The 22,443-nt window shown below is 72.9% G+C and carries 15 protein-coding genes, 1 tRNA gene and 1 riboswitch; of the genes, 9 read left to right on the top strand and 7 right to left on the bottom strand.

The genetic code is table 11. The annotated features are described in order from the left end of the window. The first annotated feature begins 13 nt into the window (after nucleotides 1-13). Nucleotides 14-2,248: a serine/threonine-protein kinase gene (locus HDA32_RS06845; protein ID WP_179642403.1), complete on the top strand. Its 2,235-nt coding sequence runs from the start codon at nucleotides 14-16 to the stop codon at nucleotides 2,246-2,248. A 79-nt stretch (nucleotides 2,249-2,327) separates the two neighbouring features. Next, the gene (locus HDA32_RS06840; RefSeq protein ID WP_179642402.1) at nucleotides 2,328-3,293 is read left to right on the top strand and encodes a quinone oxidoreductase family protein; all 966 of its coding nucleotides are present in this window, start codon (nucleotides 2,328-2,330) and stop codon (nucleotides 3,291-3,293) included. A gap of 75 nt (nucleotides 3,294-3,368) precedes the next feature. On the opposite strand, the gene HDA32_RS06835 is transcribed toward HDA32_RS06840, so the two are convergent. The 4 genes from HDA32_RS06835 to cobN form a co-directional block, all read right to left on the bottom strand. Then, complete coding sequence (locus HDA32_RS06835; protein WP_179642401.1) at nucleotides 3,369-4,460, bottom strand: SPFH domain-containing protein; 1,092 nt, start codon at nucleotides 4,458-4,460, stop codon at nucleotides 3,369-3,371. A 65-nt stretch (nucleotides 4,461-4,525) separates the two neighbouring features. Next, nucleotides 4,526-4,966, bottom strand: a complete 441-nt coding sequence (locus HDA32_RS06830) for an NfeD family protein (RefSeq protein WP_179642400.1) — start codon at nucleotides 4,964-4,966, stop codon at nucleotides 4,526-4,528. Nucleotides 4,967-5,141: 175 nt separating this feature from the next. Further along, nucleotides 5,142-8,015: a penicillin acylase family protein gene (locus HDA32_RS06825; protein ID WP_179642399.1), complete on the bottom strand. Its 2,874-nt coding sequence runs from the start codon at nucleotides 8,013-8,015 to the stop codon at nucleotides 5,142-5,144. Between the two features lie 312 nt (nucleotides 8,016-8,327). After that, nucleotides 8,328-12,188 carry a cobaltochelatase subunit CobN gene (gene cobN / locus HDA32_RS06820; protein WP_179642398.1) on the bottom strand — a complete coding sequence of 1,287 codons (3,861 nt, stop codon included), beginning with the start codon at nucleotides 12,186-12,188 and terminating at the stop codon, nucleotides 8,328-8,330. 97 nt (nucleotides 12,189-12,285) lie between these two features. Beyond that, nucleotides 12,286-12,410: riboswitch (cobalamin riboswitch) on the bottom strand. 89 nt (nucleotides 12,411-12,499) lie between these two features. Between cobN and HDA32_RS06815 the strand changes: the two genes are divergently transcribed. The 6 genes from HDA32_RS06815 (at nucleotide 12,500) to HDA32_RS06790 (ending at nucleotide 17,393) form a co-directional block, all read left to right on the top strand. Next, a complete protein-coding gene (locus tag HDA32_RS06815) occupies nucleotides 12,500-12,832 on the top strand; it encodes a hypothetical protein (protein WP_179642397.1) in 333 nt (110 codons plus the stop codon). A gap of 84 nt (nucleotides 12,833-12,916) precedes the next feature. Next, a complete protein-coding gene (locus HDA32_RS06810) occupies nucleotides 12,917-13,474 on the top strand; it encodes a hypothetical protein (RefSeq protein WP_179642396.1) in 558 nt (185 codons plus the stop codon). 203 nt (nucleotides 13,475-13,677) lie between these two features. After that, nucleotides 13,678-14,331, top strand: coding sequence for an ABC transporter permease (locus tag HDA32_RS06805; protein WP_179642395.1), 654 nt, complete (start codon nucleotides 13,678-13,680; stop codon nucleotides 14,329-14,331). Next, a complete protein-coding gene (locus HDA32_RS06800; RefSeq protein ID WP_179642394.1) occupies nucleotides 14,324-15,625 on the top strand; it encodes an ABC transporter ATP-binding protein in 1,302 nt (433 codons plus the stop codon). The genes HDA32_RS06805 and HDA32_RS06800 overlap by 8 nt, the downstream gene beginning before the upstream one ends. Further along, nucleotides 15,622-16,407, top strand: a complete 786-nt coding sequence (locus HDA32_RS06795; protein ID WP_312863070.1) for an ABC transporter permease — start codon at nucleotides 15,622-15,624, stop codon at nucleotides 16,405-16,407. The genes HDA32_RS06800 and HDA32_RS06795 overlap by 4 nt, the downstream gene beginning before the upstream one ends. An 11-nt stretch (nucleotides 16,408-16,418) precedes the next feature. Then, entirely contained in the window at nucleotides 16,419-17,393 is a 975-nt protein-coding gene (locus HDA32_RS06790) for a glycine betaine ABC transporter substrate-binding protein (RefSeq protein ID WP_179642393.1), read from the top strand. Here the strand turns inward: HDA32_RS06790 and HDA32_RS06785 are convergent. Beyond that, nucleotides 17,390-18,916 carry a cobyric acid synthase gene (locus HDA32_RS06785; RefSeq protein WP_179642392.1) on the bottom strand — a complete coding sequence of 509 codons (1,527 nt, stop codon included), beginning with the start codon at nucleotides 18,914-18,916 and terminating at the stop codon, nucleotides 17,390-17,392. The two genes, HDA32_RS06790 and HDA32_RS06785, sit on opposite strands and share 4 nt — an antisense overlap. 327 nt (nucleotides 18,917-19,243) lie before the next feature. After that, nucleotides 19,244-20,218 (bottom strand): cobalamin biosynthesis protein, encoded by a 975-nt coding sequence (locus HDA32_RS06780; protein WP_179642391.1) that lies wholly within the window; start codon nucleotides 20,216-20,218, stop codon nucleotides 19,244-19,246. Between the two features lie 620 nt (nucleotides 20,219-20,838). On the opposite strand from HDA32_RS06780, the gene HDA32_RS06775 reads away from it, so the two are divergent. Then, nucleotides 20,839-20,911 (top strand) — tRNA-Arg (locus HDA32_RS06775). Nucleotides 20,912-21,187: 276 nt separating this feature from the next. Here the strand turns inward: HDA32_RS06775 and HDA32_RS06770 are convergent. Further along, nucleotides 21,188-22,261 carry a methyltransferase domain-containing protein gene (locus HDA32_RS06770; protein WP_246334255.1) on the bottom strand — a complete coding sequence of 358 codons (1,074 nt, stop codon included), beginning with the start codon at nucleotides 22,259-22,261 and terminating at the stop codon, nucleotides 21,188-21,190. Between the last annotated feature and the right edge of the window lie 182 nt (nucleotides 22,262-22,443).

Raw genomic sequence — 22,443 nt, 5'->3', positions numbered from 1 at the left:
GGAATTCACCACTGTGACGTCAAACGGGCACGAGCGCGCCAAACCCCTCCGTACGGGTGATCCGCACGAACTGGGCGGGTACCGCATCGTCGGCCGTCTCGGCCGGGGCGGCATGGGCACGGTCTACCTCGCCAAGGACGAGGCCGACCGCTCGGTCGCGGTGAAACTCATCCATCCCGACCTCAGCGACGACGAGGCCTTCCGCCGCCGGTTCGCCCGTGAGGTGGAGTCAGCCCGCAGCGTGGCCCGCTTCTCCACCGCCGCGGTCATCGACGCCCGGCTCGAAGGCGACCCCCTCTTCATCGTCTCCGAGTACGTCGCAGGGCCCAACCTGGCCGAGGCCATCGCGGCCGACGGCACCATGTACGGCGGCACCCTGGACAGCCTGGCCATGGGCGTCGCGGCGGCGCTGACCGCGATCCACGGCGCCGGGGTCATCCACCGCGACCTCAAGCCGGCCAACGTGCTGCTGTCCTCCGTGGGCCCGAAGGTGATCGACTTCGGCATCGCGCGCGCCATGGACGACGACAGCGCCGTGACCCGCTCCAGCCAGCTCATGGGCACGCCGGCCTACCTCGCGCCCGAGCTCATCGAGGGCCGCGACATCACCGCGGCCTCCGACATCTTCTCCTGGGGCTGCCTGGTCGTCTTCGCCGGAACCGGCAAGGCCCCGTTCGACGCGCCGACCGTGCCGGCGGTGCTGCACCAGATCGTCTCCATGGCGCCCAACATGGAGGGCCTCGACCCCACGCTGCGGGAACTGGTCACGCAGGCGCTGGACAAGGATCCGGCCAACCGCCCCACCGCCCAGCAGCTGCTGAACCGGCTGATCGGCCAGGAGGATCCCAGCAGGGCGGTGATCGACCAGACGGTGGTGCGCTCCTGGACCCCGCCCTCCACCACGCGGCCGACCGGGATCGCCGCCGCCGGTGCCGCGGGAGCGGCCGCCGCCGCGGCGGCGGCCTCCGACGACCCCGCCGCGACCCCGCCGAACGGCGGAGAGGACGGCATCGCGACGGAGAACCTGTCGCAGCAGGCGACGGCCGCCATGCCGCCGGACGGTCCCGGGACCGCCGCCTCCCCCGCCACCCGGCCCTACGACCAGCCCTCGCCGCCGACCGGCGTCGCCTCCCACCCGCCGCAGCCCTCGGGCCCCCAGCAGCCCCCCTATGGTCCGCCTGGTCCGCCCTCCGGGCCGCAGCAGTCCGGCTTCGGCCCGCCGCCGGTGCAGCAGGGGCCCTACGGCCACGGGCAGCCCGGACAGCCCTCGTTCGGCTCCGGCCCCCAGCAGCCCCCGCTCGGACCGCCCTCCGGCCCGCAGAGTCCCTACGGCGGCCCTCCCGGCCCCGGGGCGCCGCCTCCCGGCGCCTCGGCGTCCGGCCCGGCCGGCGGGGGCCGGGGCAGGGTCAGGCTGAGGACGGTCGGCATCGCCGCGGGCGCCGTGGCCCTGGTCGCCGCGGCCGCGCTGGTCGCGGTGCAGGTATTCGGCGATCCGTCCTTCCCCGAGGGCACCCTGGTCTACGGCGAGGACTTCACCAGCGCCGAGACCGCCTGGGGGGACGAGTACGACAAGGAGTTCGAGGACGACTCCTCCTCCGGCCACGTCGACCAGCAGTTCGCGCTGCGGGCCACACAGGACGACCCCTCCTGGCAGAGCTACGCGCCCTTCACCGGGGGCACCCCCGAGCAGGCCTCCGTCAGCGTCGACATCACGGTCCAGAGCGGCCCGCCGTACGCGCAGGCGGGTCTGTTCTGCTCCGGCACCTCCGAGGAGGTGGACTACGAGAACGTCTACTCGCAGTACGAGGCGCTGGTGCGCCTCGACGGGTCGGGGGCCGTCATCCGCCGCAACGCCGGCCAGAACGGCTCGTCCACGATGAGCACCGTCGACTCCGTGCCCGGGTTCGTCGACACTGGGGAGAGCCGTTCGGCGGGGATCTCCGAAGGGGACCACGCCGCAGTGGACTACGCCGCGGGAGACGGCTCCACGGAGGGCTCCGAGCCGACCAACCGGCTGCAGATGACCTGCGAGCGGGATCAGGAGGCCGAAACGGTCACGATCCGGCTGTGGGCGGACGGCGAGTTCATCACCGAGGCCGTCGACGAGAACCCGCTGGAGCACGGCGCCACCGGACTGCTGATCCGGCGCGAGGGCGGGGGCAGCGGCGGCGACGCGGTCGTCTACTTCGACGACTACCAGCTCAGCGACATCGGGGAGCCCGGGACCCCTCAGCAGACCGGGGAATAGCCGGACGGCCGTCCGCCGCTGAAGCGGGCGTCATCGAACACGGGCACCGGCCCGGCGGTTACGGACAAGGAGCACCCGCATGCGCGCCATCGTCATCGAGGAGACCGGCGGACCCGAGGTCATGCAGATGGCCGAGGTCTCCGACCTCGAACCAGGCCCTGGGCAGGTGGTCGTCGACGTCGAGGCCCGGGGCGTCAACTTCATCGAGATCTACCAGCGCTCCGGCGCCTACGCCGTGCCGACCCCGTTCACCCCGGGTGTCGAGGGCGCCGGCACGGTGAGCGCCGTCGGCGAGGGCGTCACCGCCGTCTCCGCGGGGCAGCGGGCCGGCTGGGTGATGCTGCCCGGCTCCTACGCCGAGCGCGCGGTCGTCCCGGCCGACCGCGTCGTCCCGATCCCCGACGGCGTCACCTCCGAGCAGGCCGCGGCCGTGCTGCTGCAGGGGATGACGGCGCACTACCTGACCCACTCCACCCACCCGGTGCAGCCGGGCGACACCGTGCTGGTGCACGCGGCGGCCGGGGGCACCGGCCTGCTCATCACCCAGCTCGCGAAGCTGCGGGGCGCCAGGGTCATCGGCACCGTGTCCACCGAGGCCAAGGAGCGGATCGCCCGCGAGGCCGGCGCCGACGAGATCATCCGCTACACCGAGACCGACGTCGCCGAGGCGGTGCGGTCGCTGACCGGCGGCGCCGGGGTGGCCGCGGTCTACGACGGCGTGGGCGCCGACACCTTCGACGCGAGCCTGGCCAGCCTGCGCCCGCGCGGCGTGCTCGCGCTGTTCGGGCAGTCCAGCGGCGCGGTGCCGCCGGTCGACCCGCAGCGCCTCAACGCCGCCGGCTCGGTCTTTCTGACCCGGCCCAACCTCGCCCACCACGTCGCCGAGCGCGCAGAGCTGCTGGACCGCGCCTCCGACGTGCTCGGCCTGGTGGCGGCCGGGAGCCTGAAGGTGCACGTGGGCGGCCGCTACGACCTCGCCGACGCCGCCGGGGCCCACGCGGACCTGGCCGGGCGCACGACCACCGGCAAGCTGCTGATCGTCTGACCCCGGCTCCCGGCCCCCGGAAAGGAGCCCCGCGCTCCTCCCCGGGGGTGCGGGAGGAACGCGGGGCCGATCGGGTCAGGACTGCGTCCGCTGCCCCGGGAGCTGGGTCGGGCCCGCGGCCGCCGCCTCGGCCTCGGCCCTGGCGTCGGCCACCGCGGCCTCGGCGTTCTCAGCGGCCTCGTCGGCCGCCTGCGATGCGTTGCCGCTCAGCGGGTCGCCCGAGGTGAGCTGCGGCGTCCCCGCCTCCTCGTCCTCCTCCTCTTCCTCCGGTCGCTCGGGGCGCGGCTTGGCCGCGCCGCCGGTGCCCGCGAACCCCTGGGTGACGCTCTGGATGGCCTGGGTCAGCTCGCCGGGGATCACCCAGAAGGTGTTGTTCTCGCCGTTGGCCAGCTCCGGCAGCGTCTCCAGGTACTTGTAGGCGAGCAGCTTGGAGTCGGCGTTGTTGGCGTGCACCGCCTGGAACACCCGCTCGATGGCCTTGGCCTCGCCGTCGGCGCGCAGGATGGCGGCCTGCTGCTGGCCCTGGGCCTCCAGGATCGCCTGCTGCCGGGCGCCCTCGGCGGTGAGGATCCTGGACTGCCGCTCGCCCTCGGCCTGCAGGATGACCGCGCGCTTGTCCCGCTCGGCCCGCATCTGCTTCTCCATCGCCTCCTTGATCGTCGGCGGCGGGTCGATGGCCTTGATCTCCACCCGGTTCACCCGGATTCCCCACTTGCCGGTGGCGTCGTCCAGGACGCCGCGCAGCCGCGTGTTGATCTCCTCGCGTGAGGTCAGCGTGCGCTCCAGGTCCATCCCGCCGATCACGTTGCGCAGCGTGGTGACGGTGAGCTGGTCGATGGCCTGCAGGTAGTTGGCGACCTCGTAGGCGGCGGCGCGGGGCTCGGTGATCACGTAGTAGAGCACGGTGTCGATGTTGACCACGAGGTTGTCCTCGGTGATCACCGGCTGCGGACGTGAGGTGAACACCTGCTCGCGCAGGTCGAACTTGGTGTTCACCCGGTCCACGCCCGGGATGATGAAGTTCAGGCCGGGTTGGAGGGTGCGCAGGTAGCGCCCGAACCGCTCGATGTTGTAGGCGCGGGCCTGCGGCACGATCCGCACCGTGGACACGACCGCCACGATCGCGATGGCCGCGAGGACGATGAACAGGATCTCAAGTCCGAACATCTCTTGCCTGCCTTGTCAACGGGTGTGAGGTTGAGGTCATGCGTGCCGCCGAGGGCCTGGGAGGCTCACGGCAGCGCCTCCCTGGGGTAGACGACGGCCGTCGCGCCTTCGATCTCCATCACGTCCACGTGCACCCCGGCCGGGATCACCAGGGTCTCGTCGAGGGCGCGGGCCGACCATTCCTCCCCGGACAGTTTGATCCGCCCCTGGTCGCCGGTGACCTCTTCGATCACGAGGGCGGACTTGCCCACGAGGGCGGCGGTCCCTGAGCGCAGCGGAGGGGGCTGGCGCAGGTGGCGGCGCGCGATCGGCCGCACGAACCACAGCCCGGCGCCTGCGGTGACCACGAAGGCCAGGACCTGGGCGACGACTCCCAGTCCCAGCGCGCCGACGACGCCCGCGACCAGCGCGGCGATCGCCAGCAGCCCCAGTGACAGGGTCAGCGTGAAGATCTCCGCGACGCCCAATGCCACGGCCGCTACCAACCAGATAATCCACAACGGCATAATCACCGGCCTCCCGTCCAGTGTGGCGGGTATCTCTAAAGCTACCCCTGGACTCCGGGTGGACACACTTTTACCGGAGTCACAGCCGGGACACGGAAGAAACACGCCGCGCCCGCGGCGCGGGAGGGGCCGGGGCGGCCGCCGGGGCCGCTCCCCGGCGGCCGCCCCGCGCCGGTCACCGCCTCCGGTCGGCGAACTGGTGCACGATCTGATAGGTCGGGCGGTTCTGCCAGGCCACGCGGTACATGGCCACCCCGCCCAGCGGGGAGTGGATGATGGAGTCGGCGCAGAGCTGGTCGCCGGCCTCGCAGTCGGCGTCGCCCGGGTAGACCTCCTCGGCCGGCGTCGCCGCGGCCGCGGCGAGCGAGTCCAGCAGGACCCCGCGGCACCGCGCCAGGTCGCCGCCGCCGCAGTAGGTCCGCTCCAGCGGGCCGGCGACGTCCTCGCCGAGCACCGCGCGCAGGTCCTTGTCGACGTAGGACCACCAGCCGTACTGGAAGCTGGACCCCTTGTGCGCCTGCCCCTGGTCGACGCCGCCGGAACCGCCGCCGCCCGTGTGCCCCGACGGCGACTCGTCGACCTGGACCGCACCGGTCATCTGCGCGTACAGCCCTTCGCCGAGTCCCGGTTCGAACTGGGCCCTGACCAGCAGCGGCCACCAGGCGTCCATGACCCGGACGGCCTCGGCGTGCTCGTAGGCGCCCGCGCCCTTCTCCGGCTCCCTGCGCTGCGCGCCCGACTCCATCCAGGCGCGCAGGTCCGCCACTGTCGCGGCGAGGCCGGGATCCCCGATCGGCTCGCTCTCGACCACATCCAGCAGCTCGGGCAGCACCTGCTCGCCGCGCAGGTCGACGGCCGCGGCCTCCTCCATGACCTGGACCAGCGTGGCCGGGGTGAAGGCGTGGCCCTCGTCGACCAGCGCGCTCACCCGGCCGTCGAGCAGGTCGGCCCGGTGCACCGAGCCCGTCGCGTAGCCGGAGGTATAGCCGGCGGCGGGCTTGTTGTTCCAGTTGACGTAGTAGTCGGCGTTGCGGGAGTTGGGGTGCTGCTCCAGCGGGGTGTGGTCGGCACCGTTGGTGACGGGGTCCCAGTCGGACCAGCCGGCCGGGGAGTCGGCCAGGATCGGCATGGTCGGGTTGGTGCCCTCGGTGCGCACCGGGTTGGCGCCGGAGTTGACGTAGGCGATGTCGTCGGCGTCGCTGTAGTGCCAGTTGAAGGCGTAGCCGATGTCCATCGCCGCCTGCTGGAACTCCTCGGCCGAGGTGATGAGGCCCGGGTCGTTGAACTTCTGGAAGCCGATGATCGAGTCGACCTCGCGCAGGTAGGTGGAGCGGCGGGTGGCGAACGCCATCGGGGTGCCGTCGACCGTGCCGAATGAGTCGACCAGGCCGAACTTCGAGCGCAGCGCCGTCAGCGTGTAGGAGCCCGCCGCGGTCTGGTCGGCGACGGTCGGCTCCCACTCGTTGGCCACGCTGAGCTCCTCGAAGGGCACGCAGTCCGCCCCGTCGCGGTAGTGCCGGGACTCCACCGTCGGCTCGCCGCCGCCGGGCTCGCACAGCTCGACCGCGAAGGTGTCGGTGATGTCCTGGCCGGCCGAGGTCGGGCTCCACGCGTAGTCGGCGCCCCGGCCGATCTGCACGTAGAAGCTCACGCCGGGGAACGAGGCGCCGCGGGCGCTGATGCCGGGCCCCTGAAGCTCCTGGACCATCAGCAACTGGGGCGAGTAGTAGCCGGTCTGCGGCCCGGAGACCGAGATCGGGTTGCCGTCGGCGGTGTGCTCCCCGGAGACCACGAGCGCGTTGGACATGCTCGGCTCGCCCTCGAACAGGTCGGCGGGGAGCACGCCCTCGTTGAACACGCCCTCGGCCGCCGTCAGGTCGCCCGACTCCGCCATCTCCGCCAGCCGCTCGCGGTCCCGCTCCGGCAGGTCCTCGACCGTGCCGGCGCCGGCGCCCCCGTCGCCTTCCCCGTCTCCCGCGGACGCGGCCAGGGGGGAGGCGGTCGCGCCGCTGCGCGCCGACCCCGTCTCGTCGTGCACGATGTCGTAGGCGACGACGGAGCCGGGGTCGGGCAGCGCCTCGCCGACCGGGTCCTGCGGCGTCTGAGCGTAGGGGAAGTCGCCCTCGACCGTGACCACGGCCTCCGGGTCGTTCTCCATCCGCCAGCTCCGCCAGACCCGCTCGCCCTCCTCCGGGCCGTACTGGTCCTGGAAGGCGGCCTTGAGCAGGGCCGACCGGACCTCGCCGCCGCCCCCGCCGCCGAAGAGCAGGCCGACCATGGCCGCGATGCCGACGATGTCGGTCCTGGCGAAGTGCTCGATCTCGCCGGCCTGGGTGATGGCGTCCTTGTGGCCGGTGAGAACGTACTCGCCGGGGTAGTCGCGTCTCCTCTGCGACCGGTCGATGTAGGCGTTGACGCCTTCGAGGTAGGCGTCGACGTCGGCCAGCGCCTGCGCCCCGCGCTCCCCGCTCGCCGCGATCCGGTCGATCTGGGCCCGCTTGTCCTCCTCGGTGTAGGGGGCGCCGCGCCACAGGCTCTGCTCCAGCGCCCGGTTGCCCTCGGCGCCGCCGGCGAAGCTCGTCAGCTCGCCCCGGCCGAGGTTGCGCAGCAGGTCCATCAGGAACAGGCGGTCCTCGGCAGCGGCGTAGCCCGCGCCGTACATGGTGCCGTCGCGGGTGGTGCCGTAGATGTGCGGAATGCCGTGGTGCTCGTCGCGGACGACGGTGACGTCCTCGCGCGGGGAGTAGCGCCGGCCCACGTCCTCCTCGGCCACGCCGAAGGAGGCGTCGAGGAAGTAGTCGCCGAGCCGGTCGCCGGTCAGGCCTTCGTAGTCGTGCAGGAGGTCGTCGTAGGCCTCCAGTTGGGTGTCGGAGTGGGCGGGCCGGGTGCCGAACACCTGGTTGCCGAGGATCTCGACGAGGGTCGCGTCGCCGTTCTGGCCGGGCGCCAGGATGTCGTGGCACCCGTCGCCGCAGTAGTCCTCGACGGCCGCCATGAGTTCGGCCGCGTCGGGTCCGTCCGGTTCCGCGGCCGCCGGGGCGGCCGCCATCACACCTGTTGCCAGACACGCGACCGCCACACCTGCCGCGGCGACCGCGCGCCCTTGAGAGCGTCGGGCCATCTGCACACCTCGTTCACGGGGGGTTGGCGGCAGATTACGTACGGGAAACACATTCGCGAAAGAGTTTCACGTTCTCCGTCGGCCCGACCGCGCCCCCGCGCCCGAGAGCACCTCTCGGCCCCTCGCGTGCGACGCCCCCTATTACCAGCGGTAACCCCTCAACCACCCCGCCGGATCCACACCGATCCCCACCCGTCAACCCCCTGACCGGTTCCGGCCCCGTCCGCGCCGGGCGGGGCGCTACTCGCCGTCCTCCAGGGCGCCTTCGAGGTGGAGGTAGGTTTGACGCAGCCGGTCCAGGGTCTGCTGGTCGGGGGACTCCCAGAGGTCGCGGTCGGCGGCCTCCAGGAGGCGCTCGGTCATGCCGCGCAGGGCCCAGGGATTGGAGCGCTCCAGGAACTCGCGGTTCTCCGGATCGAAGACGTAGGTCTCGGCGAGCTTCTCGTACATCCAGTCGTCGACCACGCCGGCCGTGGCGTCGTAGCCGAACAGGTAGTCGACCGTGGCGGCCAGCTCGAAGGCGCCCTTGTAGCCGTGCCGGCGCATCGCCGCGATCCAGCGCGGGTTGACCACCCGCGCACGGAAGACCCTGCGGGTCTCCTCGCCCAGGGTGCGGGTCTTGACCTGGTCGGGCGTCGCGGAGTCGCCGACGTAGGCCGCGGGGTCGGCGCCGGTGAGCCTGCGGACCATCGCGACCATGCCGCCGTGGTACTGGAAGTAGTCGTCGGAGTCGACGATGTCGTGCTCGCGGGTGTCCTGGTTCTTCGCGGCCACCGAGATCCGCCGGAACGACGCCTCCATGTCCGTGCGCGCCTCCCGGCCCTCCAGCCCGCGGCCGTAGGCGTAGCCGCCCCACACCGCGTAGACCTCGGCCAGATCGGTGTCGTCGCGCCAGTTGCGGGCGTCGATCAGCGGAAGCAGCCCGGCGCCGTAGGCACCGGGTTTGGAGCCGAAGATCCGGGTGGTGGCGCGCCGCCAGTCGCCGTGCTCGGCGTGGTCGGCCAGCGCGTGGGCGCGCGGGTAGTTGCTCTCGGCCGGCTCGTCCAGCTCGCTGACCGCGGTGATCGCGTCGTCGATCAGGCCGATGACGTGCGGGAAGGCGTCCCGGAAGAAACCGGATATGCGCAGCGTGACGTCGATGCGCGGACGGCCCAGTTCCGCGAGCGGGACGACCTCGAAGCCGGTGACCCGGCGCGAGGCGTCGTCCCAGGTCGGCCGTACCCCCAGCAGCGCGAGCACCTCGGCGACGTCGTCGCCCTGGGTGCGCATGGCCGCGGTGCCCCACACCGTCAGGCCCACCGACTCCGGGTGGCGGCCGGTGTCGTCGAGGTGCCGCCGGACCAGCGAGTCGGCGAGCGCCTGGCCGACGTCCCAGGAGTTGCGCGAGGGGATCGCCTTGGGGTCGACCGAGTAGAAGTTGCGGCCGGTGGGCAGCACGTTGACCAGCCCGCGGGTGGGCGAGCCCGAGGGGCCGGCCGGCACGTGGCCGCCGTCGAGCGCGTGCAGCACCGCCTCGATCTCCCCGCTGGTCGCGGCCAGCCGCGGCACGACCTCCTCCGCGGCGAAGACGAGCACGCGCACGGCGTCCGCGGCCGCGTCCCCGTTCGGGAGGTCCCGCCCCAGCACCTCGCGCACCACCGCCTCGGCCTTGTCCGCGACCCAGCCGAGCTCGTCCATGCCCTCGACCAGGCGGCGGGCCAGCGCGTCGATCAGGTCGACCGCGTCGGAGGCGGTGCGCGCCGGGCCGGTGGCGAGCGCGATCAGCGCATCGGGGACGGCGACGGCCACACCGGGCTCGGCCAGCAGCGCCCGCTCCTCCAGTCCGAACCCGGCGGCCAGCGCGGCGCGCAGACCGGGCAGCGCGCCGGCCCGGCCGGCCCACACCTGCGCGGCCCGCAGCACCGCCATGACCAGGTTGACCCTGGCCTCCCCTTCGGGCGCCGCGCCGAGCACGTGCAGGCCGTCGCGGATCTGCACGTCCTTGATCTCGCAGAGGTAGCCGTCGACGTGCATGACGAAGTCGTCGAAGTCCTCGTCGCCGGGCATCTCCTCGGTGTGCAGGTCGTGGTGCAGCTCCGCGGCCTTGATCAGCGTCCAGATCTGCGCCCGCAGCGTGGGGGCCTTGTCCGGATCGAGGTCGCTGACCTGCGCGTACTCGTCGAGCAACTGCTCCAGTTTGGCGATGTCGCCGTAGGTGTCGGCGCGCGCCATGGGCGGCACCAGGTGGTCGACGACGGTGGCGTGGGCGCGCCGCTTGGCCTGGGTGCCCTCGCCGGGATCGTTGACGATGAACGGGTAGATCAGCGGCAGGCCGCCCAGCACGGCGTCGGGGGCGTCCTCGGCGGCCAGGCCCAGCCCCTTGCCCGGCAGCCACTCCAGCGTGCCGTGCTTGCCGAGGTGGATGACCGCGTCGGCCCCCATCCCCCCGTCCCCGGTGGCCGTCTCCAGCCAGCGGTAGGCGGCGAGGTAGTGGTGCGAAGGGGGCAGGTCGGGGTCGTGGTAGATCGCGATCGGGTTCTCGCCGAAGCCCCGCGGCGGCTGGATCATCAGCACGACGTTGCCGAAGCGCAGGGAGGCCAGCACGATCTCGGGGTCGCCGGAGGAGTCGTCGACGTAGAGCCCGCCCGGCGGCTCGCCCCAGTGCTCCCTGATGCCGTCGCGCAGCTCGGTCGGCAGCGCCTCGAACCAGCGGAGGTAGTCCGCCAGCGGGACCCGCGCCGAGGCCCGCGCGAGCTGCTCCTCGGTCAGCCACTCGACGTCGTGGCCGCCCGCGCCGATCAGCGCGTGGATCAGCGGGTCGCCGTCGTCGGCGCGGCGGTCCTCCTCCGGTCCCGGCACCCGCCACAGCGCGTCGTCGGGGCCGAGGTCGTAGCCGCGCGCCGCCAGCTCGCGGAGCAGCCGCACCGCCGAGGCCGGGGTGTCCAGGCCGACGGCGTTGCCGACGCGGGAGTGCTTGGTCGGGTAGGAGGACAGCACCACGGCCAGGCGGCGCTCGGCCGGCGGCACCGATCGCAGCCGGGCGTGGCGCACCGCGATGCCGGCCACCCGCGCGCTGCGCTCGGGGTCGGCGACGTAGACCGGGATGCCGCTGGCCGGGTCGGTCTCCTTGAACGAGAACGGCACGGTGATCAGCCGGCCGTCGAACTCGGGGATGGCCACCTGCATCCCGGCGTCCATCGGCGTCAGCGCGGCGTCGGAGGCCCGCCACTTCTCCCTGCCGGAGGTCAGCACCAGCCCCTGCAGGATCGGCATGTCCAGGGCTGCGAGCGCGCCGGCGTCCCAGGCGTCCTCGTCGCCGCCGCCGGCGTCGGCCGCCACCGCTCCGCGCTCCTGGTCGCGCTCGCCTCCGCCCTCGCTCCGCGGACGGCTCTCACCGAGTTCCCGCCACGCCTTCCGAGGACCGCCGCCCACTCCGCTCGCTCCTCGGCTCGCCGCTCCGCCCGCCGCCAGCACGGTCGTGATGATCGCATCGGCCCGGTCGAGCAGGGCGAACAGGTCCGGGGACGTCTCGCGCGACAGGCCCCGCAGCGAACCGGAGAACACCGGCAGCGCGTTGGCGCCCGCGGCCTCGACCGCATCGCACAGGGTGTCGATGAACGCGGTGTTGCCGGAGAGCTCGTGCGCGCGGTAGAAGACGACCGCCACCGTCGGGCGGTCCGTCCGCTGCGCGCGCTCACCGTGTACGCCGTGGTCGGGCATCTTCTCCGGCGCCTCGAACCCCTCGCCGGTGAGCAGCACGGTGTCGGAGAGGAACCGGGCGAGCTGGCGGAGGTTGCCGACCCCGCCCTCGCACAGGTAGGCGTGGGCGTCGGTGGCCACCCCCGAAGGGACGGTCGACAGCGCGACCAGCTCGGCGTCGGGTGCGGCCTCGCCGCCCAGCGCCACCAGCGGCACCCCGCTGCCGCGCAGCGCGTCGAGCCCGCGCGGCCACGCCTCGCGCCCGCCCAGCAGGCGCACCACCGCGACGTCGACCCCCTCCAGCAGGGCCGGGACCTCATCGGGATCGGTGCGCGCCGGGTTCGCGGTGCGGTAGCCGGCTTCGGCGGCGCTGGCGGCGAGCAATTCGGTGTCGGCCGTGGACAGCAGCAGGATCGTAGCCACGCGTGGTCCTTCTTCCGGTCGGGAACCGTCTTTTCGCGGTTCGTCGGGGCGGATCCGGCGGATCCGTCCCGGTCTCTCCCAGGTGCGCGACGGCGCGGAGTCTCCTGGCTCAGGCTTCTCGGCCGGCCCCGGCCTTCCCACCGGCGTGCGGCAGTGGCGTCGTGCGGGGCGGCTCCCCCTTCACAGTTGCGAAGACAGCCACGGATTCCCACCGTGTTCCTCAGCGCCGTCGCCCTCATCTTCGCAGAAGGGCGGGAGACAACAGGCCCACGCATCGGGCATTGTAGGACCGAACAGTCAAGGAGCCCCCCATGTCCGACAACGTTCACCCCACCACCGACACCCCGGCCGCAGACGCCGACCGCATCGAGGAGACGGCCCGCGCGATCGCGGCCAGGCTGGAGCGCAACGGCACCACCGCCTACCACTACGGCGGCGAGGACGACCGCGACGCCACCCGCGAGGCAGCCGAGCGCGCCGGGCGCATCCTCGACCGGCCCGTGTGCACCAGCATCGGCGAGGACCGCGTGTTCATCTGGCTGAAAGACTGGAGCCCCAGCCCGCCGGAGGAGGAACTGGGCAACGTCCGCCAGCGCGACCCCGCCGAGCGCGCGTTCCCGCCCCCCGGGGAACAGGGGTCCTGAAGGCGCGACCGAGCCGCTACCGGTCGCCGCCGGATCGGTCCCAAACGGTGCCGCGGGCCCTGCGGGTTTGGAAGAATCCTCGGCATGAGCCATTACCCCGACCCCCAGCAGGGCTCCGGCGACCCGTACTACGGACAGCCCGGCGGCACTCCGCACCCTCAGGACCCCTACGCGCAGGGCGGAGTCCCCTCGGGCGGCTACCCCTCAGGGCAGATGGTGCCCTACGACCAGGGCGCGCAGACCGGCGGCTGGCAGACCCCCGGGTACCAGCAGTCCGTTCCCTCCGGAGGGCAGCCGGTCGCCGCCCTGGGCGACATCACGGTGACCCAGACCGAGGTCATCACCCCGGGAGGCGCCTTCCCGCTGCGGGGCAGCACATGGAGCATCAACGACATGTCCCACGTGCAGGAGAAGATGGCCACGTGGGCGCTGGTCGTCGCCCTCATCGGCTTCTTCTTCATCTGCGTCTTCAGCCTGTTCTTCCTGCTGGTGAAGGAGAAGACGGTCAGCGGAAGCATCCAGGTCTCCGTGCGCAACGGCCAGGCCTTCCACACCACCCAGGTCGGGGTGTACGGCCAGGGCCAGATCAATCAGGTGCACCAGCAGTTCAACTACATCCGCTCCCTGGCCGCCGCCGCCTGACCCCTCCGCCGCACCGGGCCCGCCGGTCCTCCGGCGGGTGTTCCATCGCACACCGGCGTGTCTCCTCCGCCACACGTTTGGTAACAGAAAAGTCACCCTTTTTCCAAGGAGCGAGTACTCCACGACCAGCCGGTTAAAACCGGCCTCATGGCTGAAACCCCTGCTCCCCTACCCTCCCCCCGTGCCAGGGAGGCGGCCGCGTCGTGACCCTCTTGGAGTACATCGCGAGCCGTTCCGACAAGCTCGCCTTCCAGACGATCCAGCACGCGAGCATGATCGCCCAGTGCGTGCTCATCGCCGCCGCGGTCGGCGTCGTCATCGGGATCCTCGTCCACCGGAACGAGCGGGCGACGGCGATGGCCACCGGGACCACCAGCGTGATCTTCACGATCCCCTCGATCGCCATGCTCGGCCTGCTCATCGCCCCTCTGGGCCTGGGCGTCGCGCCGAGCGTCACGGCCATCACGCTGTACGCCCTGCTGCCCATCCTGCGCAACACCGTCGTGGGCCTCAACGGCGTCGACAGCACGCTGGTCGACGCCGCCCGCGGCATCGGCATGAGCAGGCTGCGGGTGCTCCTGCGCGTCCAACTGCCGCTGGCCTGGCCGGTGATCCTCACCGGCCTGCGCATCGCCACCCAGTTGGCCATGGGCATCGGCGCGATCGCCGCCTTCGTCTCGGGCCCCGGCCTGGGCGACCAGATCTTCTCCGGCCTGGCCCGGATCGGCGCGGCCAACGCGCTCAACGCCACGTTGGTGGGGACCCTGGGCATCGTGCTCCTGGCCCTGCTGTTCGACGCCGTCTTCGTCCTGATCGGCAAACTGACCACTTCTCGAGGAATCCGGATCCATGCCTGAGACCACTTCCGCCCCCCAGTCCCTGGCCCAGCTCGCCGCCGACGGCGAGAACGGCGGCGGCGTTCCGATCGAACTGATCGAGGTGTCCAAGCGCTACGGTTCCACCTCCGATGCGGCCGTGGACGACCTCACCATGACCATCCCCGCCGGCCAGATCGTGGTCCTGCTGGGCCCGTCGGGCTGCGGCAAGACCACCACGATGCGGATGATCAACCGGCTGATCGAGCCGACCTCGGGCCGCATCACGATCGGCGAGATGGACGCCCGCGCCCAGAAGCCCGATGAGCTGCGCCGCCACATCGGCTACGTGATCCAGCAGGCGGGCCTGTTCCCGCACATGACGGTGGCGAGCAACATCGCGCAGGTCCCGCAGATGCTCGGCTGGGACGGGCAGCGCATCACCAGGCGCGTGGACGAGCTACTGGAGCTGGTCGGCCTGGCCCCCTCGGAGTTCCGCGGCCGCTACCCGCGCCAGCTCTCCGGCGGCCAGCAGCAGCGCGTGGGCGTGGCCCGCGCGCTGGCCGCCGACCCGCCGGTGCTGCTGATGGACGAGCCCTTCGGCGCGCTCGACCCGATCACCCGCGAGAGCCTGCAGGACGAGCTGCTGCGGCTGCAGGAGGAGCTGTCCAAGACCATCGTCTTCGTCACCCACGACGTCGACGAGGCGCTGAAGCTCGGCGACCGCATCGCGATCCTGGACACCGGCTCCAAGATCGTGCAGTACGCGACGCCCGAGGAGATCCTGGCCAACCCGGCCAGCGACTACGTCGAGCAGTTCGTCGGCGGCGAGTCCTCCATGAAGCTGCTGAAGCTGACCCGGGTCCGCGACGTCGCGCTGGAGAACGCCGTGCGCACCGCCGCCGACGAGGACGTCGCCGAGGTGCGCCGCCGCATGGAGGAGGCCGAGTGCGACTGGGCGGTCGTGCTGGACGACCAGGAGCGCCCGCTGCGCTGGGAGAGCCGGGCCGACCTGGAGGACGCCTCCGGCCCCATCGGCGACCTGCCGAGCGGCGAGGAGGACCGGATCGACACCGTCATCTCCGGCCGCTCCACGCTGCAGGAGGCCGTCGAGGCGCTGATCAACGCCGACCAGGAGGTCGTCCCCGTCGTCGGCAGGCGCCGCCGCTACGTCGGCGCGGTGACGCTGTCGACGGTGCAGCAGGCGATCTCCGAGGTCAAGGAACGCGAACGGCGGCTCCGCCGCGAACGGCTCGCCGCAGGGGAGTCCGCCGTGTCGGTCACGGCGGCCCCGGCCGCTTCGGGGGCGACCGCCGAGGGCGGTGACCGCTCGTGAGCACCACCATGACCGAGACCGCGGGCTCCGAGGACCGCGCCGGCCGGGCGACGACGCCGGTGGGCGGCAGTTGGCGGGTGTTCATCACCCCGGCCGTCGTCGTGCTGCTCGCCGCGGCGGCGATGGCCTACCCGCAGTTCGCCGACCTGGACAGCACCGAGGCGCGTTCGCTCAGCCTCGGCTACATCGGCGTCAAGACCTGGGAGCACGTCCTGCTCACCCTGGCCTCGACGGTCCTGGTGCTGGCCATCGCGATCCCGCTGGGCATCCTGGTGAGCCGCCGCTGGATGCGCTGGTCCACGCCCGTGGTGCTGGCCATCGCCAACATCGGCCAGTCGGCCCCGCCCGTGGGCGTCATCGTCCTGCTGGCCGCCCTGGTCGGCATCGGCTTCTGGCCCGCGGTCGTCGGGCTGGTCATCTACAGCGTGCTGCCGGCGCTGCGCAACACCATGGTCGGCCTGCAGCAGGTGGACCCCTCACTGATCGACGCGGCGCGCGGCATCGGGATGCCGGCGCGGCGGGTGCTCGGCAGGGTCGAGCTGCCGCTGGCGATCCCGGTGATCCTCGCCGGCATCCGCACCACCCTGGTGCTGAACGTGGGCGTGGCGGGCCTGGCCGCCTTCATCGGCGCCGGCGGGCTGGGCGACCTCGTGGTGGCCGGCGTCAACACCAGCCGGGTCCTCACGCTGTTCATCGGGTCGGTCCTGATCGCCCTGCTGGCCCTGCTCGTCGACTGGATCGCGGGGCTGGTCACCAAGGCCCTGCAACCGAAGGGACTGTAATGCGTCGCCACATGCGTCTGACCGCCGCCGGTGTGGGGCTGGCGGCGCTGGCCGCCGGCTGCGGGCTGCAATCGGCCGCCGGGTACATCCCCCCGGTGGAACCCGGCTCGATCGAGCACCACCCGGAGCTGGAGGGCGAAGAGGTCCGGGTGACCTCCAAGGAGCTCACCGAGCAGCTCATCCTCGGCAAGATCGCCGTGCTGGCGCTGGACGCGGCCGGCTTCGAGGTGGTCGACCAGACCAACATCCAGGGCAGCGACAACGCCCGCCGGTCGATGCTGGCCGGTGAGAACGACCTGATGTGGGAGTACACCGGGACGGCCTGGCTGATCTACGAGGGCCAGGAGGAGGTGATCTCGGACCCGCGCGCGCAGTTCGAGGCGATCCGCGACCTGGACCTGCAGGAGAACGACATGGTCTGGCTCGACCCGCCGGCCCCGATGAACAACACCTACGCCATCGTGGTCACCCCCGAGACCGCCGAGGAGTACGACCTCGAGGGCATCTCCGACATCGAGAACATCCCGGAGAACGAGCGGTCGCTGTGCATGGACACCGAGTTCTTCAACCGCGACGACGGCCTGGCGTCGCTGCGCAGGGACTACGAGCTGTCCGAGGAGGAGTTCCCCTCCAGCTCCGACGTGATGTCCTCCGGCGTGGTGTACCCGGCCGTCAGCAACGGCACGTGCACGCTCGGCTCGGCCTACTCCACCGACGGCCGGATCAAGGCGCTCGGCCTGGAGCTGCTGGAGGACGACAAGGAGGCGTTCCCGATCTACAATCCGGCGATCACCGTGAAGCAGGACTTCGCCGAGAGGTACCCGCAACTGCGGGAGATCTTCGCGCCGATCGCCGAGGAGCTCGACAACGAGACGATCACCGAGCTCAACGCCCAGGCCGACCAGGAGGGGCAGGACCCCGTCTACGTGGCCAGGGACTGGATGGTCTCGGAGGGCTTCATCGAGGAGGGCGACAGCCTGGTCTAGAAGACGGGCGCCGGCGGGACCACCGGCAGGCCGCGCGGCGCCCCCGACTCCAGGAGCCGCCAGAGCGCCCCGGTGTCGGTGTTCGCCTCGACCAGGTCGCCCAGGGCGTCCAGGCGCGCGGTGCGCTCGGCGGCGAAGTCGGTGCCGGGGGCGCAGGCGAAGTCGCGGCCGGCGTGCGCGGCGACGTCGGCGAGGAAGGCGCGGCGGAACGCGTCGTTCTCCAGCGCGCCGTGCCAGGTCGTCCCCCACACCGCTCCCGAGCGGCAGCCGTCGAGGAAGGGCTCGGTGCCCGGCCGGGCGAAGTCGACCTCGATGGCGCCGTGGTGGATCTCATAGGCCCGCACCTCCTGGCCGTAGGCGGTGCCGCGCGGCCGGCCCAGGGTCTTGCCGGGCGCGAAGACGACCCGCGCGGGCAGCAGGCCCAGCCCGTCGACCTCGCCGGCGCCCGACTCCACGTCGTCGCGGATCCGCCCGGCCAGCATCTGGTAGCCGCCGCAGATCCCCAGCACCGGCAGGCCGCGCGCCGCGCGGGCGGCGACGGCGTCGGCCAGTCCCCGCTCCCGCATCCAGGCCAGGTCGGCGACCGTGGCGCGGCTGCCGGGCAGGATCACCAGGTCGGCGTCTGCCAGCTCGTGCGGCGCGGTCACGAAGCGCACGTCCACGCCGGGCTCGACGGTCAGCGCGTCGATGTCGGTGAAGTTGCTGATGCGCGGCACCCGCACGACGGCGACGCGCAGCGTCTGCGCGCCCAGCGGCGCGCGCATCGGCCCGCGGTCCACGCTCAGCGCCAGCGAGTCCTCGACGTCCAGCCACAGCCCGTCGAGCCAGGGCAGCACGCCGTGCACCGGGCGGCCGGTCAGCCGGCGCAGCATGTCCAGTCCGGGCTCCAGGAGCTCGGGGGCGCCGCGGAACTTGTTGATCACGAACCCCGCGATCAGCGCCTGGTCGGCCGGCTCCAGCAGCGCGAGCGTGCCGTGCAGCGCGGCGAAGACGCCGCCGCGGTCGATGTCGCCGACCACCAGCACGGGCAGGTCGGCGGCGCGCGCCAGCCCCATGTTGGCGATGTCCCCGGCGCGCAGGTTGATCTCGGCCGGGCTGCCGGCCCCTTCGCAGATGACGACGTCGTAGTCGGCGCGCAGCTCGGCGAGGGACTCCACCGCGACCTCGCGCAGCCGGTCCTTGAAGTCGCGGTAGGTGACGGCGTCGGCCTCGCCCACGGGGCGTCCGCGCACGACGACCTGGCTGCGGCGGTCGCCGCCCGGCTTGAGCAGGACCGGGTTCATGGCCGCGGTGGGTTCGATCCCGCACGCGGCGGCCTGCGTGGCCTGGGCCCGGCCGATCTCGGCGCCGTCCGGGGCGACCACCGAGTTCAGCGACATGTTCTGCGCCTTGAACGGGGCCACCTTCACGCCCTGGCGGGCCAGCCAGCGGCACAGCCCGGTCGCGACGACGCTCTTGCCCGCGTCGGAGGTGGTTCCGGCGACCAGCAACGCGGGGGCGTCGCCGACGCGTGCTGTCCGCATCAGGTCAGGTCCTCGTCTTCTCGATTCGCGGGCCCGGCCGTCGCGGCCGCGCCCGCCGGGTGAGGGGGTGCGCTCCGGGCCCCCGCGGGCCTGCGGCCCCGCCCTGGGCGGCGCGCCTGGTTTGGGCGGGAGGCCCGGACATCACGATATAGCCGGACGGCCGGGTGGGCGCGAGGGACGCCCCCGCAGGCGCGGCGGCGCACCGGTTCGCGCCGCCGCATCGGCCGAGGGGACCGACGAGGAGGAGCGCCACCGCCCGTCTCTGCGAACGCGGCGGGAGAGCGGGAGGCCCAGGCGGAGCTGCGGGCCCTCCGCATGGACGTGTTCTCAACCGCGTGAGCCCGGTCGGCGGGCCGGGATCCAGGCGGCGGCCGCCGCGAGCACGGCGGCCGCCGCGTTGACGGTCCGGGCCAGCCGGACGGCGCGGCGGATGTCGCGCACCCGCGGGCCGCGGCCCTCTCCGAGTTCGGGGCGGTGCTCCACCCGGCCGCCGTAGACGTTGGCGCCGCCCAGGCGCAGGCCCAGGGCGCCGGCGAACGCCGCCTCGCACTGGCCGGCGTTGGGGCTGGGGTGGCGGCGCCCGTACCGGCCGCGGATCCGCCACGCGGCGAGCGGACTGCCGGAGACCACCGGGGCCGCCGCGGCCGCGAGCACGGCCGTCAGCCGGGCCGGCGCCCAGTTGGCCACGTCGTCGAGGCGGGCCGCGGCCCAGCCGAAGCGCTCGTAGCGCTCGCTGCGGTGCCCGACCATCGCGTCGAGGGTGTTGACCGCGCGGTAGCCGAGCAGGCCGGGCAGGCCGAGCAGGGCGCCCCACATCAGCGGGGCGACAACGGCGTCGGAGGTGTTCTCCGCGACCGACTCGACGGTGGCGCGGGCCAGCCCGTCGGCGTCGAGGGTGCTCGGGTCGCGCCCGCACAGGTGCGGCAGCCGGCGCCGAGCCGCCGCGAGGTCGCCGGCCTCCAGGGCGTCGGCCATCCGGTCGGCCTCGCGCCCGAGCATGGCGCCGCCGACGACGGCCCAGGTGGCCGCGCCGGTGAGCGCGGCGCGCCGCCACGGCCGTGCGTCGCGCTGGCCCGCGGCTCCCAGCGCGGCGACCGGAAGCACGGCCAGCACGGTGAACGCGGCGCCCCGCGCCCGGCTCGGTGCGTGCAGGCTGCGCTCCAGTGACCCGGCGGCCCGCCCGAACAGCGCGACCGGGTGCCCCCGCTCGGGGTCGGGCAGCACGCGGTCCAGGGCCGCCCCTGCGAGCAGGCCGAGGGCGAGCGGCCAGGAGGTCTGCGTCGGGTGTCGCTGCGTCTGCACGGACCCAACCGTAATGCGCGCGACAGCGGCTTCGCCGTTTCCTTTTCCTTCCCATGAGGAGGAACGATCGTTAACAACTCTGCGTATCTCCTCGTATACCGTGAGTAGCAGCAGGACTCCCCTCGTGAACCTCCCCCCGTGTTCGGCCGGGCCGGAGAGGAGGGGACCTCATGAGCATCGCGCTGATCGCCGCGTTCCTCGTCGCCATCGGCCAGTACTGGACGTGGTAGGGCCACCGGGCGGCCGCGCGGCGGCCCCGATCGGGGGCTCGGGGTTCGCGAAACACCATTGATGCACGCCACCCCGGGGGTTGATCACCGGTAGCGTGTTCTGCGGGCGCCAATAGGAACCGGTTTGGTGGAGACCGCGCGCTAACGGGGCGCAACTACGAATGACCATAGTTGGTACAATTTCGTCCGCCCTTGGGTGACATCTTCCGAATACCCTAGAATGTCGCCTCAGAGCCAGGCGCGCACCACGCGGTACGGCGACTCACGACGCCGACCGCAACCGCGCACCCCTGGCGCCCGCACCACCGCCCGAGCCGCGCCGCGGCCTCCTCGTGAACCTCCGGACCACAGGGGCACCAGCGGCGACCGGCCACACCATAATTGAACCCGGCACCCGTAGCTCAGTGGATAGAGCACCGGACTTCTAATCCGATGGTCGCAGGTTCGAATCCTGCCGGGTGCGCCGAGAAATCCCAGGTCGCATCCGATTCAAGCGGTTTGGCGTCCTGACTGTGTCCGACGGTCGGATTCGCACAGGGGGCCGGCTGTCGCGGTGCGCGCAAGCCGCCGGCGGCGCAGCAGGCCCGAGCCCTGGAAATCCCCGACCCGCGAGCGCGGCAGTCAGAGCTCGATCAAAGGTCGTGCGGTCCGCGGCTTGCCGGGGTCCCGGTCGCTTCGGAGGCCGCCGGGAGAGCGCGGCCCCCTTCCCACGCCCGTCCCGCGCCGACGAGCCGGCCCCTCACGGAGTGAGCGTCACGATCGAGGGGCGCGCGCCGAACAGGCCGACCGAGATGACGTCGCGCGGCTGGAGCCCCGCTGACTTCGCGTGCGCGAGGTGCTCCTCCGCCTCGTGCAGGAGCAGCACCGCCGACCCCTGGGGGGCCAGCACGCGCCTGACTTCGCTGTAGAACCGCTCCGGATGTCCCGCCAAGGCGGCGTGCGCCTCGACCTGGCGGTCCCATGGCGGATTGCTGACGACCCGATCGATGCGGGCGGAGGCGACCGGCATCCGGCCGGCGTCGGCGACCGCCCAGGCGATCGCACCCGCTCCGTCGGCGCCCGCCGCAGCGGCGTTGGCCGCGGCCGCCGCGGGAACCTCCATGTCGCTGTCCGAGCCGAGCAGCCGTGCGCCAGGGGTGACGCCGCAGGACTCGATCAGGATCGTGCCCATCCCGCAGCAGGGGTCGAGCACGCGCATCCCCGGCTCGGTGCCGGACAGCCGGGCCATGGCCGCGGCGAGCGGAGGGTGCGTGGTGCCGGGCGTCGACGCCTCCTTGTAGGGGCGGCGGTGCAGGGGCCGCTCGGCGATGCGCAGCGCCAGCACCGCCTGCTCCCCCTCCACCGTGACCCGGAAGGACGCGCTCCCCTTCGGCGGCGCGCTCCCGCCCCGACGGGAGTGGTACGGCAGCCGCAGAGCGGCCGCCACCTGCTCGCCCACGGTGTCCTCGATGTCGTACCTGTTGTAGTTGCGCCGACCGAGGAACGACGCGGCGACGTCCACCCCTGAGGCCGTATCGGGGCCGCCGCACGCACGGCGCGTCCCGAGCAGCTCGCGCAGCGGCGCGTCACGCGCGAGCTCGGCGAAGGAGGGCAGGTCGGCCTTCGTGTGCCCGACACCGTCGATGACCGCGGCCAGGAGGAACAGGTCGTCGACGGTGCGGAGGCCGAGAAGCCGGGGGTCGGGGGCGGCCGCGGCGCACCACACCTCGCGATGGCGCAGATACTCCACCTCGCCCAGGCCCTGCTCCTCGATCTCCCGCGCCGCGATGTCCTCAAGGCCGCGCAGCGTCCGCGCCATCAGGCGAACAGCCATCGGTCACCGGTTCCTTCCTGTGGCGCATGACAGTGCGACGGACGCCCCGATCCGGCGGGGCGGGCGGACGTCCGCGCCCGAAGACACCTTACCGGCCCCCGAGAGGCCGGACCCGGGCCGAGCGCCGCCGCCGGAACCGCCCCGAACAGCCGGGAAGGCAGACGGGCCGCGAGTACGGCCGG

Origin of the sequence: Spinactinospora alkalitolerans, assembly GCF_013408795.1 — a bacterium.
GTDB lineage: Bacteria > Actinomycetota > Actinomycetes > Streptosporangiales > Streptosporangiaceae > Spinactinospora > Spinactinospora alkalitolerans.
The sequence above is the reverse complement of the archived record's forward strand: the minus strand, read 5'-3'. Positions and strand labels throughout refer to the sequence as shown.

Excerpts from the sequence above, each read along its gene's own strand:
- HDA32_RS06840 (WP_179642402.1), top strand. The coding sequence starts at position 2,328 with ATGCGCGCCATCGTCATCGAGGAGACCGGCGGACCCGAGGTCATGCAG.
- HDA32_RS06835 (WP_179642401.1), bottom strand. The coding sequence starts at position 4,460 with ATGTTCGGACTTGAGATCCTGTTCATCGTCCTCGCGGCCATCGCGATC.
- HDA32_RS06830 (WP_179642400.1), bottom strand. The coding sequence starts at position 4,966 with ATGCCGTTGTGGATTATCTGGTTGGTAGCGGCCGTGGCATTGGGCGTC.
- HDA32_RS06825 (WP_179642399.1), bottom strand. The coding sequence starts at position 8,015 with ATGGCGGCCGCCCCGGCGGCCGCGGAACCGGACGGACCCGACGCGGCC.
- HDA32_RS06815 (WP_179642397.1), top strand. The coding sequence starts at position 12,500 with ATGTCCGACAACGTTCACCCCACCACCGACACCCCGGCCGCAGACGCC.
- HDA32_RS06810 (WP_179642396.1), top strand. The coding sequence starts at position 12,917 with ATGAGCCATTACCCCGACCCCCAGCAGGGCTCCGGCGACCCGTACTAC.
- HDA32_RS06800 (WP_179642394.1), top strand. The coding sequence starts at position 14,324 with ATGCCTGAGACCACTTCCGCCCCCCAGTCCCTGGCCCAGCTCGCCGCC.
- HDA32_RS06790 (WP_179642393.1), top strand. The coding sequence starts at position 16,419 with ATGCGTCTGACCGCCGCCGGTGTGGGGCTGGCGGCGCTGGCCGCCGGC.
- HDA32_RS06785 (WP_179642392.1), bottom strand. The coding sequence starts at position 18,916 with ATGCGGACAGCACGCGTCGGCGACGCCCCCGCGTTGCTGGTCGCCGGA.
- HDA32_RS06770 (WP_246334255.1), bottom strand. The coding sequence starts at position 22,261 with ATGGCTGTTCGCCTGATGGCGCGGACGCTGCGCGGCCTTGAGGACATC.